The sequence below is a fragment of the Pseudonocardia sp. Ae717_Ps2 genome (assembly GCF_001932475.1).
In the GTDB taxonomy this organism is placed as follows: Bacteria; Actinomycetota; Actinomycetes; order Mycobacteriales; family Pseudonocardiaceae; genus Pseudonocardia.
Genome location: NZ_MCIS01000001.1, coordinates 1,809,866 through 1,825,891 on the forward strand (window position 1 = coordinate 1,809,866; position 16,026 = coordinate 1,825,891).

The window sequence follows — 16,026 nt, forward strand, 5'->3', positions numbered from 1 at the left end:
CCGGCTCACGGTAGTACGCCGTCGCGGGCCCCGCCGGGTCGCGCGGGTGGGCGGAGCACGGCGAACGCGTCGGTGACCCGCAGGCCGCGGTCGGTGAACCGGAACACCGCGGCCGGGCGCCCACCCGCGCGCCCGGACGGCGCGACCTCGCCGGTGGGCTCCAGCAGGCCGCGACGGGTGAGGACGCGCTGCAGGTTCGTCGCCGACACCTCGTGTCCCAGCGCGGCGACGTAGTGCTCCCGCAGCGCCGAGATCGTGAACTCCGCGGGGGCGAGCGCGAACCCGAGGTTGGTGTAGGAGAGCTTGGCGCGCAGCCGGTCCCGCGCCGCCGCGACGATCCCGGCGTGGTCGAACGCGGTCGCGGGCAGGTCCTCGACCTCGTGCCACGCGGTGTCCTCGGGCAGCGCCGGGTCCGCGTCGGAGGGGACCAGGCCGAGGAACGCGGTGGCGATGCGGCGCCTGCCGGGCGAGCGGGCCGGGTCGGAGAACACCGAGAGCTGCTCGACGTGGGCGACCTCGCGGACGTCGACCTTCTCGGCGAGTTGCCGGCGCACGGAGGTCTCGACGTCCTCGTCGGGGCCCAGGGTGCCGCCGGGCAGCGCCCAGCGGCCGGCGTCCGGGTCCAGGGCGCGCTGCCAGAGGAGGGCATTGACCCGCCCCTCCCGGATCCTGAGCACGACGGCGAGGACCTCGTGCAGGACCGGTGGAGGTGTCACGGACCCCAGCCTAGGGCGGACCGGCAACCGCACCGGGACGTGACGGTGAGGTGTCCGTCAGGTGAGGTCCCGGTCACGACGGAGGTGCCGGTGGCGGACGAGCGGTGCTACTATCCGCTCAGTTTCCGCCCGCTAGGCGAAAACCCGATTCGGCCCGGGAGGGCGCAATGACCGGAACGCTGACGGCACCCGGCGACACGGGGATCGACCCCGGCTGGGCCGACGAGGTGCGTGCGCTGGCCCGCGAGCGGGACGCGGTCCTGCTGGCGCACAACTACCAGCTGCCCGAGATCCAGGACGTCGCCGACCACGTGGGGGACTCGCTCGCGCTGTCCCGGATCGCGGCCGAGTCCGACGCGTCGACGATCGTGTTCTGCGGCGTGCACTTCATGGCCGAGACCGCCAAGATCCTCAGCCCGGACAAGACCGTGCTGATCCCCGACGCGCGGGCCGGCTGCTCGCTGGCCGACTCGATCACCGCCGACCAGCTCCGGGAGTGGAAGGCCGAGCACCCGGGTGCGGTCGTCGTCTCCTACGTCAACACCACCGCCGCGGTGAAGGCCGAGACCGACATCTGCTGCACCTCCTCCAACGCCGTCGAGGTCGTCGACTCGATCCCGCGCGACCGCGAGGTGCTGTTCCTGCCCGACCAGTTCCTCGGTGCGCACGTGCGCCGCACCCTGCAGCGGGAGAACATGCACGTCTGGGCCGGGGAGTGCCACGTGCACGCCGGCATCAACGGCCGCCAGCTCACCGACCGGGCCGCCGCCCACCCCGGCGCCGACCTGTTCGTGCACCCCGAGTGCGGCTGCGCGACCTCGGCGCTCTACCTGGCGGGCACCGGCGCGGTGCCGGCCGAGCAGGTGAAGATCCTGTCCACCGGCGGGATGATCGACGCCGCCCGCGCGACCGGTGCGACGGAGGTGCTCGTCGCGACCGAGGTCGGGATGCTGCACCAGCTGCGCCTGGCCGCCCCGGAGATCGAGTTCCGCGCGGTGAACGAGCACGCGTCCTGCCCCTACATGAAGATGATCACCGCCGAGGCGCTGCTGCGGTCGGTCCGCGAGGGCACCGACGAGGTCCACGTCGACCCCGACCTCGCCGCGCGCGGCCGCGCCGCCGTGCAGCGGATGATCGAGATCGGCCAGCCGGGAGGTGGGGAGTGACCGCGCGGGGAGCCGGCTGGGAGGCCGGCGCCGACCTGGTCGTCGTCGGGTCCGGGGTGGCCGGGCTGACCGCCGCGCTCGACGCGGCCGCGGCCGGGCTGCGCGTCGTGGTGGTCACCAAGGACGGCATCGGTGAGGGCTCCACGCGCTGGGCACAGGGCGGGGTGGCCGTCGTGCTCGGCGACATCGCCGGGGACACGCCCGACTCCCACGTCGCCGACACCGTCGCCGCGGGCGGCGGGCTGAACGACGTCGCCGCGGTGGAGACGATCGTGCGCGCCGGACCGGACGCGGTGCGCAGGCTCCGCGCGCGCGGCGCCCTGTTCGACCTGAGCGGGGACCGCCCCGCGCGGACCCGGGAGGGCGGCCACTCGGCGTACCGGGTGGTGCACGCCGGGGGCGACGCGACCGGTGCGGAGATCGAGCGCGCGCTGGTCGCGGCGACCCGGTCGGCACAGCTCACCGTGCTCGACGGGCACGTCGCCGCCGACCTGCTGCGCGACGCCGGCCGGGTCACCGGCCTCACGGTGCTCGACGCCGACGGCCGCGCCGGGGTGCTGTCGGCGCCCGCGGTGCTGCTCGCGACCGGCGGCTACGGGCAGCTCTACGCCTCCACCACCAACCCGGCCACCTCCACCGGCGACGGCGTCGCGCTCGCCCTGCGCGCCGGTGCCGTCGCGGCGGACCTGGAGTTCGTGCAGTTCCACCCGACCGTGCTGTGGACCGGCCCCGGCAGCGGCGCCGCCGGGCGTCGCCCGCTGGTGACCGAGGCCGTCCGCGGCGAGGGCGCGGTGCTGCGCGACCGGGCCGGGACCGCGTTCATGGCCGGGGTGCACCCGCGGGCCGACCTCGCCCCGCGCGACGTCGTCGCCGCGGCGATCACCCGCCGGATGGCCGAGACCGGGAGCGAGTGCGCCTGGCTCGACGCCACCGCCCTCGACGGGTTCGCCGCGCGGTTCCCGACCGTCTACGCCTCCTGCCGGGCCGCCGGGATCGACCCGCTGACCGAGCCGATCCCGGTGACTCCGGCCGCGCACTACGCCTGCGGCGGCGTCGTCACCGACACGTCCGGCCGGACCGGTGTCCCGGGCCTCTACGCGGCGGGCGAGGTCGCCAGGACGGGGCTGCACGGGGCGAACCGGCTGGCGTCGAACTCGCTGCTGGAGGGGCTGGTCGTGGGGGAGCGGGTGGTCCGCGCGGTGCTCGCCGACGCGGGCCCGACCGGGGTGCCGGCCCCGGCCGGGACGGTCCCGGCGCTGCCGGTGGCCGACCGCACCGTGGTGCAGCGGGCGATGTCGGGCAGCGCCGGGATCGGCCGCGACGCCGCCGGGCTCGCCGGCGCGTCGGACGCGATCGAGGCCGTCACCACCACCGCGGTCCCGGTCGACCGCGCCGGCGTGGAGGACGCGGCACTGACCCTGATCGCCCAGGCCGTGCTGGTGGCGGCGGGCACCCGCCGGGAGACCCGCGGCTGCCACGTGCGCACGGACTTCCCCGACCGGGACGACACGCACCAGCGGTCGTCGCTGCGGATCCGGGTCGACGCGACCGGGCGGCCGGTGGTCGTGGCGGACGGCTCGCTGGTGGGTGCGGCATGACGGCACGCACCGGGACGGCGCGGGGCGGGGCGCGCGTCGCCGCCGGGGTCGGTGGGGTCAGCGACGTCGGGGTCCCGGACCCCGAGGACCTGCTGCGGGTGGTGCGCACCGCGCTGGGGGAGGACCTGCGGTACGGCCCGGACGCGACGACGGCGGCGACCGTGCCCGCCGACGCCGTGGCGACCGCGTCGGTCACCCCGCGGGTCGACGGCGTGCTCGCCGGGCTCCCGGCGGCCCGCGCCGTCCTCGACGAGGTGCTCGGCGCGGGCGGGTACACCGTCCTCGCCGAGGCGGCCGACGGTGACCGGCTCACCGCCGGGACCCCGGCACTGACGGTGCGGGCACCGGTCCGCGGACTGCTCACCGCAGAGCGCACCGCGCTGAACCTGCTCACGCACCTGTCCGGGATCGCGACGGCCACCCGCGCCTGGGTCGACGCCGTCGACGGGACCGGCGCCCGGATCCGGGACACCCGCAAGACGCTGCCCGGCCTGCGGCTGCTGGAGAAGTACGCCGTGCGGTGCGGCGGCGGGGTGAACCACCGGCTCGGGCTGGGCGACGCGGTGCTGATCAAGGACAACCACGTCGCGGCGGCCGGGTCGGTCTCCGCGGCGCTGGCCGCGGCCCGCGCGCTCGCCCCGGACCTGCCGTGCGAGGTGGAGGTCGACTCGCTCGACCAGCTCGACGAGGTGCTGGAGCTCGCCGCCGAGCTGGTGCTGCTGGACAACTTCACCGTCGCCGAGACGGCCGAGGCGGTCCGGCGGCGCGGGGACCGGGCCACGCTGCTGGAGTCCTCCGGCGGGCTGGCCCTGGCCGGCGCCCGGGACTACGCGGCCACCGGTGTGGACTTCCTCGCCGTCGGCGGGCTGACCCACTCGGTGACCGCGCTGGACCTCGGGCTCGACCTGGAGTGACCGACGCCGAGTGGCACACCGTGTACCCCGTGACGGGTGCCGCGGGTGCATGGTGTGCCACTCGGCGCTCGGCCGGCCGCACCGCGCCCGCCGAGCGCGGCGTGCTCCGATCTGCGCAGTGGCCCGATGTGCGCGGTGTCGCCGGCCCGTCAGGCGAGCAGTCGGGGCTGGGCGGGGGCCGGGAACCGGGTGGAGAACCGCGCGTCGCCGAGGAACTCCCGCAGCCGCTGCGCCGCGTCCCGCACCTGCGCCTGCGCCCGGGCCGTGACCGGCGCGAGCAGCAGGGTCGCGATCTCGCCGTCCGGGCGCTGCACCCAGGTCCCGACGATGCGACCGTCCACCCAGACCGCCGGTCCGCCGTTGCCGTTGCGGTCGAACAGCTCCGGCGCCACCTCGGCGGGCAGGTACCAGCCGCGGGCCTTCCACCCCATCGTCGACGGGTCGAGGCTCGGCAACAGCGCCACCGACGGCCCGGGATCGGGGACGGGGTCCAGGTCGTCGGGGAGCAGGAACCCGGTGTCCCCGCCGTCGAGGGTCACCTCGACCGCACCGACGTCGGCCAGCGCCGTGGTGGTGGTGGCGACGGTCCAGCCCGCCCACCACTTCAGGTCGTCGCGGCGGACCGGGCCGAACGCCCGCAGGTGGGCGCGGGCCAGCCCGGCCGCGGCCGCGCGACGGGCGTCGCCGTCGGGGTCGGGTGCGGGGCCGATCCCGCCGGGGACCCAGGCGTCGGCCGTGGCCCAGCGGTACTGGCCGTTGACCCACGTCCCGAGCGGTCGGGTCCGCAGCACCCGGCCCTCGAACCCGAGCACCAGCAGCACCCGGGTGTGGGCGGGCTGCGGGCCCCCGCCGGGCAGGACGAGCCGTTGCGCGGCGAGCCCGGGCAGGGCCTTCGCGACGTCGCGGGCGGCGGTCGGGCCCCGTTCGGCGAGCACCGCCAGGACCTGGTCGGCGGCGTCGGCGTACCACGCCTCGGGGTCGTCGTGGCCGGCTGCTGCGGCCTGACGCAGCAGGTCACGACGCTGGACGGCGGCGACGTCGACGGTGGCGGCGTGGTGGGCCAGCGCGGCGTGGCCGCGGCCGAACACCCACAGCGTGCGGCGCATCGCGTGGTGGCGCAGCAGGGTGCGGTCGGTGTGCAACGCGGCGTCGACCGGACCGAGTGACGGGGTCACCATCCGTGCGGCCGCCGACAGGTACACCGTCACCGGGTCGGTCGAGTGCAGCCCGACCAGGTCGTCGCTGATCGCGACGACATCGTCGGTGCGGGTGTGCGGGGCGAGCCGGTGGCGGGTCACCAGCCGGGCGCGGCGCTCGTCGTCGGTCACGTGCCGGGTCACGCGCGAAGGGTGCCACGCAGCGCCCTCCGTGGGCGACCTCACTCCGGCGGAGTGGCGGGGCCGTGTCCGGGGCGCTGCGCCACCTGCAATTCTTGCTCCGTGCTCGCCGCGGTCCGCCCGGGACGATCGGCTTCGGAGCCGCGCCCGTGGGGGACGCGCCGGGGCCGCCACCGTGTGCCCGCAGCGCCGCCGCCGCGCTGGTCCGCCGCGGTGCTGCCCGCGGCCGCCGCCCTGCTCGCGGCGGGTGCGTTCGCGCTGGTCCGCGGGGCGCTGATCGACGACGCCTACATCACCCTCGCCTACGTCCGCACGCTCGCGCTGCACGGGGAGTGGGGCGTGTCGCCCGGCCTGCCCGCGAACAGCGCCACCTCCCCGCTGAACGTGCTGCTCCAGGCGGCGGTGACGCTCGTCGTCCGCGACGCGGTGGTCGCCGCCGGGATCGTGCTGGCCGGGCTGATGGCGCTGCTCACCCACTGGAGCGCGGGGACCGCCGCGGCGCTCGGGCTGCCCGGCTGGACGGCCGCGCTCCCGGCGCCGCTGCTGCTGGCGAACCCGCTGCTGCTGTCCACCGTGGGGCTCGAGACGTACCTGGCGGTCGTCCTGCTCGCCGGGCTCGCGCACGCCGCGGTCACCGGCCGCGCGCGCACCGCGGGCGTGCTGTGCGCGCTGCTCGTACTCACCCGGCCGGACCTGGTCGTCGGCGCCGTGCTCGCGGTCGTCGCGGTTCCGGCGCTGCGCCGACGCCGGTGGGCGGTCGTGGCGGCGGCGTTCCTGGTCGCCGCGCCCTGGTACCTGTTCTCGTGGGTCGTGCTGGGCTCGTTCGTGCCGGACACGCTGCTGTGGAAGGTCGGCGACAGCTGGGGGCGTGACCACATCACCTTCGCGAACGGGCTGACGGTCTACGCCAGGGTGTTCCCGGTGGCGACCGTCCTCGCGCTGCTCCCGGCCGTCGCCGGGGTGGTGGGCGGCCTCGCCTGGGTGGCCGTGCGACGCCGGGGTCGGGCCGCGGTGACGATCCTCGGGCTGGGCGCGGCGGTGCACGCGGGGGCATTCGTCGTGATCGGGACGGCGCCCTACCACTGGTACTACGGCCCCGCGGTCGGCGCGCTGACGGTGCTGGCGGCGTGGTCGGTCGGTGCGCTGGTCCGACCGGTCCGGCGCGACGGGCCGGCCCCGCGCGCGGTCACGACCCTCTCGGCGGCGACGGCGACGCTGCTCACCGCCGTGCTGGCGGTGCTGGCGGTGGCGTCCGCCGCCTTCGACATCGGCCACGGGACGCCGTGGCGGCTCGCGCCGATCTCGACCAACCACGCCACGGCCGCCGAGTACGCGCGGGTCGCCTCCGGTCTGCACGGCACCGTGGTCAGCGCCGGCGAGCTGGGCGCACTCGCCTACTTCTGCGACCGGCGCTGCACGATCGACGACCCGCTGTCGGAACGGGCCCCGATGCTGACCCGGATCGCGGCCCGCCGCGCCGAGGCGGGCCCGGTCGCCTCGGCGCTCTACGACGTCAACTACCTGTTCCTGCGCCCCGCCCCGTACGAGCGCGGGACCACCCGGCTGGTGCACCGGGCCGGGCACCATCCGGACGGCGTCGACGTCGGGACGCCGTGGGCGGGCGCGGGGAACCTGCTCGTGGTCCCGGTGGGCTGAGGGGGCCTCGGAGCACCGCCGTACCCTGGGGACCATGCTCCGCCGCCTCGACCTGCGAGCCGAACCGCTGCCCCGTCCGGCCACCCTGCGCGCCGTGATGCCGCGCGCCGAGCTGGACATCGACGCCGCGCTGGAGCGCGCCCGCCCGCTGGTGGAGGACGTGCGCCATCGCGGTGCCGCCGCCGCACTGGACGCCACCGAGCGCTTCGACCGGGTCCGCCCGGAGACCGTGCGGGTGCCGACCGCGGCGATCACCGAGGCGCTGCGCGACCTCGACCCGGACGTGCGCGCGGCGCTGGAGACCTCGATCGAGCGGGCCCGGATCGTGCACGCCGAGCAGCGCAGGCCCGACGTCGTCACCCAGGTCGTCCCCGGCGGCACGGTCACCGAGCGGTTCGTCCCGGTCCGGCGGGTCGGGCTCTACGCCCCGGGCGGGCTGGCGGTCTACCCGTCGAGCGTGGTCATGAACGTGGTCCCGGCACAGGCCGCGGGTGTGGAGTCGCTGGTCGTCGCCTCCCCGGCGCAGGCCGAGTTCGGCGGGCGCCCGCACCCGACGATCCTCGCGGCGGCCGCGCTGCTGGGTGTCGACGAGGTGTGGGCCGTCGGCGGTGCACAGTGCGTGGCGCTGCTGGCCTACGGCGGCACCGACACCGACGGTGCCGAGCTGGAGCCGGTCGACATGGTCACCGGCCCGGGCAACGTCTACGTCACCGCGGCGAAGCGGATGCTGCGCGGGCTGGTCGGGATCGACGCCGAGGCCGGGACCACCGAGATCGCGATCCTGGCCGACGACACCGCCGACCCCGCGCACGTCGCGGCGGACCTCATCTCGCAGGCCGAGCACGACCCGAACGCCGCGTCGGTGCTGGTCACGACGTCCGAGGCGCTGGTGGAGGCGGTCGAGGCGCAGCTCGAGACCCGGGTCGGCGCGACCAAGCACAGCGAGCGCGTGCGCACCGCGCTGACCGGCCCGCAGTCCGGGGTCATCCTGGTGTCCTCGACCGACGACGGGGTCGCCGTCGTCGACGCCTACGCCGCCGAGCACCTGGAGATCCAGACCGCCGACTCCGCGGGCGACGCGGCGAAGGTCCGCAACGCCGGCGCGATCTTCGTCGGGGCTCACTCGCCGGTGTCGCTGGGTGACTACTGCGCCGGGTCGAACCACGTGCTGCCGACCGGAGGCTGCGCGCGGCACTCCGGCGGGCTGTCGACGTCGACGTTCCTGCGCGGCATCCACGTCGTCGACTACGGCCGCGACGCGCTGGCCGAGGTCGCCGACCGGGTCGTGACCCTGGCGAACGCCGAGGACCTGCCCGCGCACGGCGAGGCCGTCACCGCCCGGTTCGAGGCCCGCGCGTGACCGCGGGGGAGGGCGTGCGGCTGTCGGACCTGCCGCTGCGCGAGGACCTGCGCGGGAAGAGCCCGTACGGTGCGCCGCAGCTCGACGTCGCGGTGCGGCTCAACACCAACGAGAACCCGTACCCGCCGCCGCCGGAGCTGGTCGCCGACGTCGCGGCCTCCGTGACCGACGCCGCCCGCGAGCTGCACCGGTACCCCGACCGCGACCTCGTCGCGCTGCGGGGCGACCTCGCCGCCTATCTGTCCCGGCAGACCGGGGTCGAGCTGACCACGGCGAACCTGTGGGCCGCGAACGGGTCCAACGAGATCCTCCAGCAGATCCTGCAGACCTTCGGCGGGCCCGGCCGGACGGCGCTGGGCTTCGTGCCCAGCTACTCGATGCACCCGATCCTCGCCTCGGGCACGCAGACCGAGTTCGTCCCGGTCCCGCGCCGCGAGGACTTCACCCTCGACGTCGACGCAGCCGTCGCCGTCCTGGCGGAGAAGTCCCCGGACATCACGTTCGTGACCAGCCCGAACAACCCGACCGGGCAGTCGATCGCCCCGGCCGACCTGGCCCGGCTGGTCGACGCCGCGCCGGGGATGGTCGTCATCGACGAGGCCTACGCCGAGTTCGCCGAGGCCACCGGCCGGCCGAGCGCCACGACCCTGCTGGCCACGCACGGCCACAAGCTGGTGGTGTCGCGGACGATGAGCAAGGCGTTCGCGTTCGCCGGGGGACGGCTGGGCTACCTCGCCGCCGCGCCCGCGGTGATCGACGCACTCCAGCTCGTGCGGCTGCCGTACCACCTGTCCGTGCTGTCGCAGGCCGCCGCGCGGGCCGCGTTGCGCCACGCCGAGGCCACCCTCGGCTCGGTGGCGCTGCTCGCCGCCGAGCGGGACCGGATCTCCGGCGAACTGGCCGCCGCCGGCTACGACGTCGTGGCCTCCGACGCCAACTTCATCCTCTTCGGGCGCTTCGCCGACGCCGGCCGCGCCTGGAAGGGGTTCCTCGACCAGGGCGTGCTGATCCGCGACGTCGGCATCCCCGAGCGGCTGCGGGTCACCGTGGGCACTCCGGAGGAGAACGACGCGTTCCTCGCCGCCGCCACCGACCTCGCCACCCAGGAGCTGTTGTGAGCCGCATCGGACGCGTCGAGCGCGTCACCAAGGAGACCCGGATCGTCGTCGAGATCGACCTCGACGGCACCGGGCGCACCGACATCGCCACCAAGGTCCCGTTCTTCGACCACATGCTCGACGCGTTCGGCAAGCACGGCAGCTTCGACCTGTCCGTGCACGCCGAGGGCGACATCGAGATCGACTCCCACCACACCGTGGAGGACGTCGCGATCGTGCTGGGCCAGGCGATCCGGCAGGCGCTGGGGGACAAGAAGGGCATCCGCCGGTTCGGCGACGCCTGGATCCCGATGGACGAGGCCCTGGCCCAGGCCGTCGTCGACGTCTCCGGACGGCCCTACACCGTGTGCACCGGCGAGCCGGAGATGATGCGCGGCTTCGTCGTCGGCGGGCACTACCCGACCGTGCTGAACAAGCACGTGTTCGAGTCGCTGGCCTTCCATGGGCACCTCGCGCTGCACGTGCGGGTGCTCGACGGCCGCGACCCCCACCACATCACGGAGGCCGAGTTCAAGGCCGTCGCCCGTGCGCTGCGGGCCGCGACCGAGTCCGACCCGAGGGTGACCGGGGTGCCGTCCACCAAGGGCGCCCTCTAGGGAATGTTGAGCCCTCAACCTTCGTTGCAGAGGGCATGACGAAGATCGGGTTCCTGTCGTTCGGGCACCACGGGGAGGTCCCCGGGTCCCGGACGCCCACCGCGGCCGACGCGCTGCGCCAGACCGTGGAGCTGGCACGCGCCGCGGAGGACATCGGCATCGACGGCGCGTTCGTGCGCGTGCACCACTTCGAGCGCCAGCTGGCCGCGCCGTTCCCGCTGCTCGCGGCGATCGCGGCGACCACCAGCCGGATCGAGATGGGCACCGGCGTGATCGACATGCGCTACGAGAACCCGCTCTACATGGCCGAGGAGGCCGCCGCGACCGACCTGCTGTCCGGCGGGCGGCTGCAGCTCGGTGTGAGCCGGGGGTCGCCCGAGATCGCGCTGAACGGCGCCGAGGCCTTCGGCTACCGGCCCGCCGACGGGCAGACCCACGCCGACGCCGCCCGCGCCAAGGCCGAGGTGTTCCTCGCGGCGATCCGCGGCGCCGGGGTCGCGCCGGCGGACCCGGCCCGCACCCGCGGCCGGCACGTCGCGCTGCCGGTGCAGCCGCAGTCCCCGGGGCTGGCGGACCGGATCTGGTGGGGTGCGGGCACCCGCGCCACCGCCGAGTGGGCGGCGACCCAGGGCATGAACCTGCAGAGCTCGACCCTGCTCACCGAGGACACCGGCGAGTCGTTCGACCGGCTGCAGGCCGAGCAGATCCTGCGCTACCGCGAGGCCTGGTCCGCCGCGGGGCACGAGCGCACCCCGCTGGTGTCGATCTCGCGCAGCGTCATCCCGGTGACGACCGACCTCGACCGCCGCTACTTCGGCGAGCGCGGCGAGGACGACCAGGTAGGCATCCTCGACGGCGCCCGCTCCCGGTTCGGGCGCAGCTACGTCGGCGACCCGGACCGGATCGCCGCCGAGCTCGCCGAGGACGCCGCGGTCCGGGAGGCGGACTACGTGCTGTTCACCGTGCCCAACCAGCTCGGGGTGGAGTACAACGCGCACCTGCTCCGCTCGATCGCCGAGCGGGTCGCTCCGGCGATCGGCTGGGCGCCGGCCGGTCACCAGGTCGCGGCGGCGGTCCCCAGCAGCTGAGGTGGCCCGGGCAGCGGCGCGGGCCGGCCGTCGAACTCCAGCGGGAGCACGGGTTCGACGAGCCGGCCCATCGGCCCGTCGACGACGTGCATGCCGATGGTCGGCCCGCCGGGCCGGGGCAGGTCCGCGACCTGGGCCGCGGTGAACATCCCGAGCTCCCGGACCCAGGTGCAGACCCCGGCGAGGGTGACCCGCACCCGCCACGAGCCGCCCTCGACGGCGCGCCGGCGCAGCGCCGCGAGCACCCCGGCGGCTCCGAGCCAGGCCGCGAGGTAGTCGTTGAGCAGGTGCGTCGGCGGCAACGACGGCGGCCCGCCCGCACCCTCCTCGAGCGCGAACCCGGTCGCCGAGCAGGCCAGCTGGTCGAAGCCGCCACGCGCGGCCCACGGCCCGTCGGCACCCCAGCAGTGCAGGTCCAGCGCGACGATCCCCGGCCGGTGTCCCGCCAGGTCCTGCGGGCCGAAGCCCCGCGCGGCGGTACCCCGGTAGGCGTTGACGAACACGTCGGCCCCGCCGACCAGGTCGCGCAGCGTCGCCGCCTGCGCCGGGTCCCGCAGGTCCAGCCAGGCGTTGCGCTTCCCGCCGCCGGTCAGCGCTACCATCGCGAGCGGGTCGGGCAGGTCCGGGCGCGACACGTGCAGGACGTCCGCACCGAACGTGCCGAGCAGCTTCGCCGCGACCGGCCCCGCGATGACGTGGGTGTCGTCGAGGACCCGCAGCCGGTCCGGTACCGGCTCGGGCGGGGCGTCGCCGATCCGCTCCACCTCGACGACCGGGCGCCCGGCGAGGTGTCGGCCCGCCGGGTGCGCGGCCCACTGCTCCCCGGTCCGGACCGCCGCGGCCACCCCGCCGGCCGCGCACACGGCATCCTCCAGCTCGACGGACCGCCACCGGGCGGCCTCCTGCGCGATCCGATCGCGCAGGGGCGGGCAGTCCAGCACCCGGCACACCGCGTCGCGCTGGTGCGGGTAGGTGGTGATCAGGAAGATCCAGCCGTCGGCGGTCCGGCGGAACCCGTTGTTCGCCAGTGCCGTCGGGTCCTCGGCCACGGTCTGCACGTCGACGCCGCCGAGGGTGGTGAGGAACGGGGCGCGCAGCGTGTCGATCGTGTCGGCCGCGCGCACCGTGATCTCCCGGGGCGCGCCGCCGGAATCCTCGGCGAGCCCGGCGACCTGCAGCCCGAACGCCCCGACCGCCGCCGACATCGCGTCGGCGAGCCGGTGCACCGACGGCACGAGCGGGTCCGCTCCGGTGACCCGCAGCGTCGAGCGGACCGGGGGAGCGTCCGGCAGCAGGGTGGCCGCCGTGTCGGCGGCGGAGGGGAAGCGTGCGGCCGGGGTCGTCGTGGTCATGGCCCCAGCCTGCGACGGAACGGCCGCACTCTCCACAGGCTCCGTATATCCGTAGGATCGGACGGGTGTCGGGATCTGTCGCCTCCGCCCGCGCGGTCGGCCGGGCCGACCGCATCCTGGAGCTGGTCGCGACCGCCGGGACACCTCCGTCGGTGACCGCGGTCGCCCGGGAGCTCGACCTGCCGCTCAGCTCCACCGCGGACCTGCTGCGCGAGCTGCGGGCCACCGGCTGGCTACGGCTGCGGGGCCGCGGCCACGTCCTGGGCCGCCGGCCGTACGTGCTGGGGCTGCTCGCGGGGCTGGGTCCGCCGGCCTCGCTCACGCACTCCGAGCTCGACGCGCTCAGCCGCGTCGCCCGGGCCCCCGTGGCACTCGCGGTGCTGGTCGGCGGGCAGGTCCGCTACGTCGACCACGCCGGTCCCCGCGCCCCCGACCGGCTGCAACGGGTGACCGACGACCACCGGCCCCGACCGCCGCTGCGCACCGCCGCGGGACGGTTGTTGCTCGCCCTGGGCGATCCCGAGGAGTCCGCCCGAGCGCTGGCGGGGGTCGACGACCCGCCCGCGGTCGCGGCCTACCTCACCGAGCGCCCGGAGATCGTCCGTACCCGGCTGGCCCGCAGCGACGGGCTGGCGGACCCGGCGATCCGCGCCGTCGCCGTCCCGGTGGAGGAGGACGGGGAGACGGTTGCGGCGGCGGTGCTCACCGGCACCCGGCGGGGCCGCGCCGACCGCAGCGTCACCCTGGACCGGGCCGCCGCCCGGTTGGTCGCCGCCCTCGCGGACCGGGGGGCGCGGGAGTCGCACGCGGACCCGGGGGCGCGGGAGACCCACGCCGGCCCGTGGCCGGACCGACCGCGCTGAGCAGGTGCCGCGCTGAGCAGGTGCCGCGCTGAGCAGGTGCCGCGCTGAGCAGGTGCCGCGCTGAGCAGGTGACGGGACGGACCCCGGAACCGGCGACGCGCCACCGCCGGGCCCCGCCACGCCGAACCCCGCCGCGGCACCCGCGGAATCCCGCGACCCCCGAACCCCCGCGGCCCCCGCCCCCCCGCCTCATCCGGCGCAGCACGCGGCCTCCGCCGCACATGATCATCAGTACTTCAGCGCTGTCGCGCACTAGTGGGGCAGCGCTGAAGTACTGATGATCATGTGGTCGCGGCGCGCCCGGTGGTGCGCGGCGCGGGCCACCCGTGGGCGGGTGTCAGCCCGCCGACCGCAGCCAGGCCAGCACCGCCAGCACCCGGCGGTGGCCGGGGGCGTCCGCGGGCAGGTCGAGCTTGGTGAACACCGACCGGACGTGCTTGTGCACCGCGGCGTCGGACAGCACCAGCGCCGCGGCGACCTCGGCGTTGGAGCGGCCCTGCGCCATCAGGTCGAGAACCTCGCGCTCGCGCGGGGACAGCCGCGCGACCGGGTCGCGCCGACGGCGCACCAGCCGGGCCACCACCTCGGGATCCAGCACCGTCCCGCCCGCGCCGACCCGTTCGACGGCGGCGACGAACCCGGCCACGTCGGCCACCCGGTCCTTCAGCAGGTAACCGACACCGGTGCCGTCGCCGGTGTCGAGCAGCTCCTCCGCGGCGACCGGTGCGACCACCTGGGACAGCACCAGCACGGGCAGCCCGGGGTCGGCGCGACGCAGCTCCACCGCGGCGCGCAGCCCGCTGTCCGGGCCCGCGGGCATCCGGACGTCGGTCAGGACCAGGTCGGGCCGGTCGGCCCGGACCGCCGCCAGCAGGGCCGGTGCGTCGCCGACCGCGTCGACGACGGTGTGGGAGAACCGCGTCAGCACCCCGACGATCCCGTCGCGGACCAGCACGGAGTCCTCGGCGACGGTCACCCGCACGGCAGCTCCACCCGCAGGAGCGTCGGCCCGCCCGCCGGGCTGGACAGCCGCAGCCGGCCGCCGGCGAGGGCGACCCGCTCGGCGAGCCCGGACAGCCCGGTCCCGCCCGCCGGGTCGGCGCCGCCCCGGCCGTCGTCGCGGACCTCCAGGACGAGCTGGTCGGCGTGCCGGCCCCCGCCGATCGAGGCGGAGGTGGCGCCGCTGTGACGGGCGATGTTGGTCAGCGCCTCGGTGAGCACGAAGTACGCGGTCCCGGCGACGGCCGGCGGCAGCTCGGCCGGCAGGTGCAGGTCCACCTCGACCGGCACCGGGCAGCGCCGGGCCCGGTCCGCGACGGCCACGGCGAGCCCGTTGTCGGCCAGCGTCGCCGGGTCGAGGCCGCGCACCAGGTCACGCAGCTCGGTCAGTGCCAGCCCGAGCTCGTCGCGGGCGCTGTCGAGCCGTGCCGCGCAGGCCGAGCCGTCGACGGCGTCGAGACGGGCGAGGCCGAGGGTCACCCCGAGCGCGACGAGCCGTTGCTGGGCGCCGTCGTGCAGGTCCCGCTCGATCCGGGCCCGTTCGGTCGCGAACGCGCCCAGCAGCCGCCGGGTCGCGACGTCGGACAGGTCGGGGCCCAGCTCGGTGCCGCGCGGTCCGAGCACGGTGCGGGTCAGCGTCGCCCGCGCCCCGGCCCACGCGGTGACCGTCCAGGGGGTGGCGACGAGCAGCAGGACCCCGGGCGCGACCAGTGGCCAGGTGGACGGGTCGTCGGCGGCGGAGGTGAACAGCAGCACCGGCAGGACCAGGGAGAAGCCGAGGACTCCGGCGTCGAGCGCGGCGAGGCCGGTGGCGGCGAGCAGCGCGAATCCGATCTCCCGCCAGACCAGCGGGGTCCGCCACCGCTGCGCCGACCACCACCGGCCGGGCCGAGTGGACGGATCCGGCAGGGGCGCGGTGTCCACCAGCCGCAGCCGCCACCGTTCCAGCGCCGCGATCGGCCGCCCGCCCAGGCACACCGCCGTGACCAGCAGGAGCGCGGTCGCGGTCGCGACCCAGGGGCCGCCCAGCACGAGCCCGGAGGCCCAGATCCCGGCGACGGCGACGAGCCCGGCCCCGAGCATCGTCCCGGTCAGGAGGAAGGCCAGCGACCGCCACGGCCAGGCTGTCGCGAGGAACCGCAGCGGCTGCTGGTCCAGCGCCTGCCAGGCCGTCACGATCCGCACGTCCCGCAACCTAGCCCGCCGTGCGAGCCGGGCGCGGTAACGCAGGCACTACCCCGGAACTCCCGTCGAGGTGACCGC

14 protein-coding genes are annotated in these 16,026 nt (G+C 76.3%); 9 read left to right on the forward strand and 5 right to left on the reverse strand.

Annotation, left to right across the window (positions count from 1 at the left end):
* Positions 1–5: 5 nt before the first annotated feature.
* Positions 6–716 carry an NUDIX domain-containing protein gene (locus Ae717Ps2_RS08670; RefSeq protein ID WP_020621720.1) on the reverse strand — a complete coding sequence of 237 codons (711 nt, stop codon included), beginning with the start codon at positions 714–716 and terminating at the stop codon, positions 6–8.
* A 167-nt stretch (positions 717–883) separates the two neighbouring features.
* On the opposite strand from Ae717Ps2_RS08670, the gene nadA reads away from it, so the two are divergent.
* Genes nadA through nadC form a run of 3 tightly spaced genes read left to right on the forward strand, consistent with a single transcriptional unit; the run spans position 884 to position 4,394 of the window.
* Entirely contained in the window at positions 884–1,882 is a 999-nt protein-coding gene (gene nadA, locus Ae717Ps2_RS08675) for a quinolinate synthase NadA (protein ID WP_075333207.1), read from the forward strand.
* On the forward strand, positions 1,879–3,480 hold the full coding sequence (locus Ae717Ps2_RS08680) for an L-aspartate oxidase (RefSeq protein WP_075305646.1): 1,602 nt from the start codon (positions 1,879–1,881) through the stop codon (positions 3,478–3,480). The genes nadA and Ae717Ps2_RS08680 overlap by 4 nt, the downstream gene beginning before the upstream one ends.
* Positions 3,477–4,394: a carboxylating nicotinate-nucleotide diphosphorylase gene (gene nadC / locus Ae717Ps2_RS08685; protein ID WP_083696084.1), complete on the forward strand. Its 918-nt coding sequence runs from the start codon at positions 3,477–3,479 to the stop codon at positions 4,392–4,394. Before Ae717Ps2_RS08680 ends, nadC begins: the two co-directional genes overlap by 4 nt.
* Before the next feature lie 149 nt (positions 4,395–4,543).
* On the opposite strand, the gene Ae717Ps2_RS08690 is transcribed toward nadC, so the two are convergent.
* Positions 4,544–5,734 carry a winged helix DNA-binding domain-containing protein gene (locus Ae717Ps2_RS08690; RefSeq protein ID WP_075305647.1) on the reverse strand — a complete coding sequence of 397 codons (1,191 nt, stop codon included), beginning with the start codon at positions 5,732–5,734 and terminating at the stop codon, positions 4,544–4,546.
* Positions 5,735–5,908: 174 nt separating this feature from the next.
* Between Ae717Ps2_RS08690 and Ae717Ps2_RS08695 the strand changes: the two genes are divergently transcribed.
* The 5 genes from Ae717Ps2_RS08695 to Ae717Ps2_RS08715 are packed head-to-tail and all read left to right on the forward strand — an operon-like array spanning position 5,909 to position 11,549.
* Entirely contained in the window at positions 5,909–7,387 is a 1,479-nt protein-coding gene (locus Ae717Ps2_RS08695; RefSeq protein ID WP_075333208.1) for a hypothetical protein, read from the forward strand.
* Positions 7,388–7,421: 34 nt separating this feature from the next.
* Positions 7,422–8,747: a histidinol dehydrogenase gene (hisD, locus tag Ae717Ps2_RS08700; protein ID WP_020622778.1), complete on the forward strand. Its 1,326-nt coding sequence runs from the start codon at positions 7,422–7,424 to the stop codon at positions 8,745–8,747.
* On the forward strand, positions 8,744–9,865 hold the full coding sequence (locus Ae717Ps2_RS08705; protein ID WP_075305649.1) for a histidinol-phosphate transaminase: 1,122 nt from the start codon (positions 8,744–8,746) through the stop codon (positions 9,863–9,865). Before hisD ends, Ae717Ps2_RS08705 begins: the two co-directional genes overlap by 4 nt.
* Entirely contained in the window at positions 9,862–10,461 is a 600-nt protein-coding gene (gene hisB, locus Ae717Ps2_RS08710; protein WP_020622780.1) for an imidazoleglycerol-phosphate dehydratase HisB, read from the forward strand. The genes Ae717Ps2_RS08705 and hisB overlap by 4 nt, the downstream gene beginning before the upstream one ends.
* A gap of 35 nt (positions 10,462–10,496) precedes the next feature.
* The gene (locus Ae717Ps2_RS08715; RefSeq protein WP_075305650.1) at positions 10,497–11,549 is read left to right on the forward strand and encodes an LLM class flavin-dependent oxidoreductase; all 1,053 of its coding nucleotides are present in this window, start codon (positions 10,497–10,499) and stop codon (positions 11,547–11,549) included.
* On the opposite strand, the gene Ae717Ps2_RS08720 is transcribed toward Ae717Ps2_RS08715, so the two are convergent.
* Positions 11,516–12,901: a CoA transferase gene (locus tag Ae717Ps2_RS08720; RefSeq protein ID WP_075305651.1), complete on the reverse strand. Its 1,386-nt coding sequence runs from the start codon at positions 12,899–12,901 to the stop codon at positions 11,516–11,518. The two genes, Ae717Ps2_RS08715 and Ae717Ps2_RS08720, sit on opposite strands and share 34 nt — an antisense overlap.
* A gap of 65 nt (positions 12,902–12,966) precedes the next feature.
* Here Ae717Ps2_RS08720 and Ae717Ps2_RS08725 point away from each other — a divergent pair, with 65 nt between their 5' ends.
* A complete protein-coding gene (locus Ae717Ps2_RS08725; protein ID WP_075333209.1) occupies positions 12,967–13,764 on the forward strand; it encodes a helix-turn-helix domain-containing protein in 798 nt (265 codons plus the stop codon).
* Positions 13,765–14,101: 337 nt separating this feature from the next.
* Here Ae717Ps2_RS08725 and Ae717Ps2_RS08730 read toward each other — a convergent pair whose 3' ends face one another.
* Positions 14,102–14,746: a response regulator transcription factor gene (locus Ae717Ps2_RS08730; RefSeq protein WP_075305654.1), complete on the reverse strand. Its 645-nt coding sequence runs from the start codon at positions 14,744–14,746 to the stop codon at positions 14,102–14,104.
* Positions 14,737–15,948: a histidine kinase gene (locus Ae717Ps2_RS08735; RefSeq protein ID WP_075305655.1), complete on the reverse strand. Its 1,212-nt coding sequence runs from the start codon at positions 15,946–15,948 to the stop codon at positions 14,737–14,739. Before Ae717Ps2_RS08735 ends, Ae717Ps2_RS08730 begins: the two co-directional genes overlap by 10 nt.
* Between the last annotated feature and the right edge of the window lie 78 nt (positions 15,949–16,026).

What these genes read in the sequence shown, in the direction of transcription:
- nadA (WP_075333207.1), top strand. Translation starts at nt 884, where the DNA reads ATGACCGGAACGCTGACGGCACCCGGCGACACGGGGATCGACCCCGGC.
- Ae717Ps2_RS08715 (WP_075305650.1), top strand. Translation starts at nt 10,497, where the DNA reads ATGACGAAGATCGGGTTCCTGTCGTTCGGGCACCACGGGGAGGTCCCC.
- Ae717Ps2_RS08720 (WP_075305651.1), bottom strand. Translation starts at nt 12,901, where the DNA reads ATGACCACGACGACCCCGGCCGCACGCTTCCCCTCCGCCGCCGACACG.
- hisD (WP_020622778.1), top strand. Translation starts at nt 7,422, where the DNA reads ATGCTCCGCCGCCTCGACCTGCGAGCCGAACCGCTGCCCCGTCCGGCC.
- nadC (WP_083696084.1), top strand. Translation starts at nt 3,477, where the DNA reads ATGACGGCACGCACCGGGACGGCGCGGGGCGGGGCGCGCGTCGCCGCC.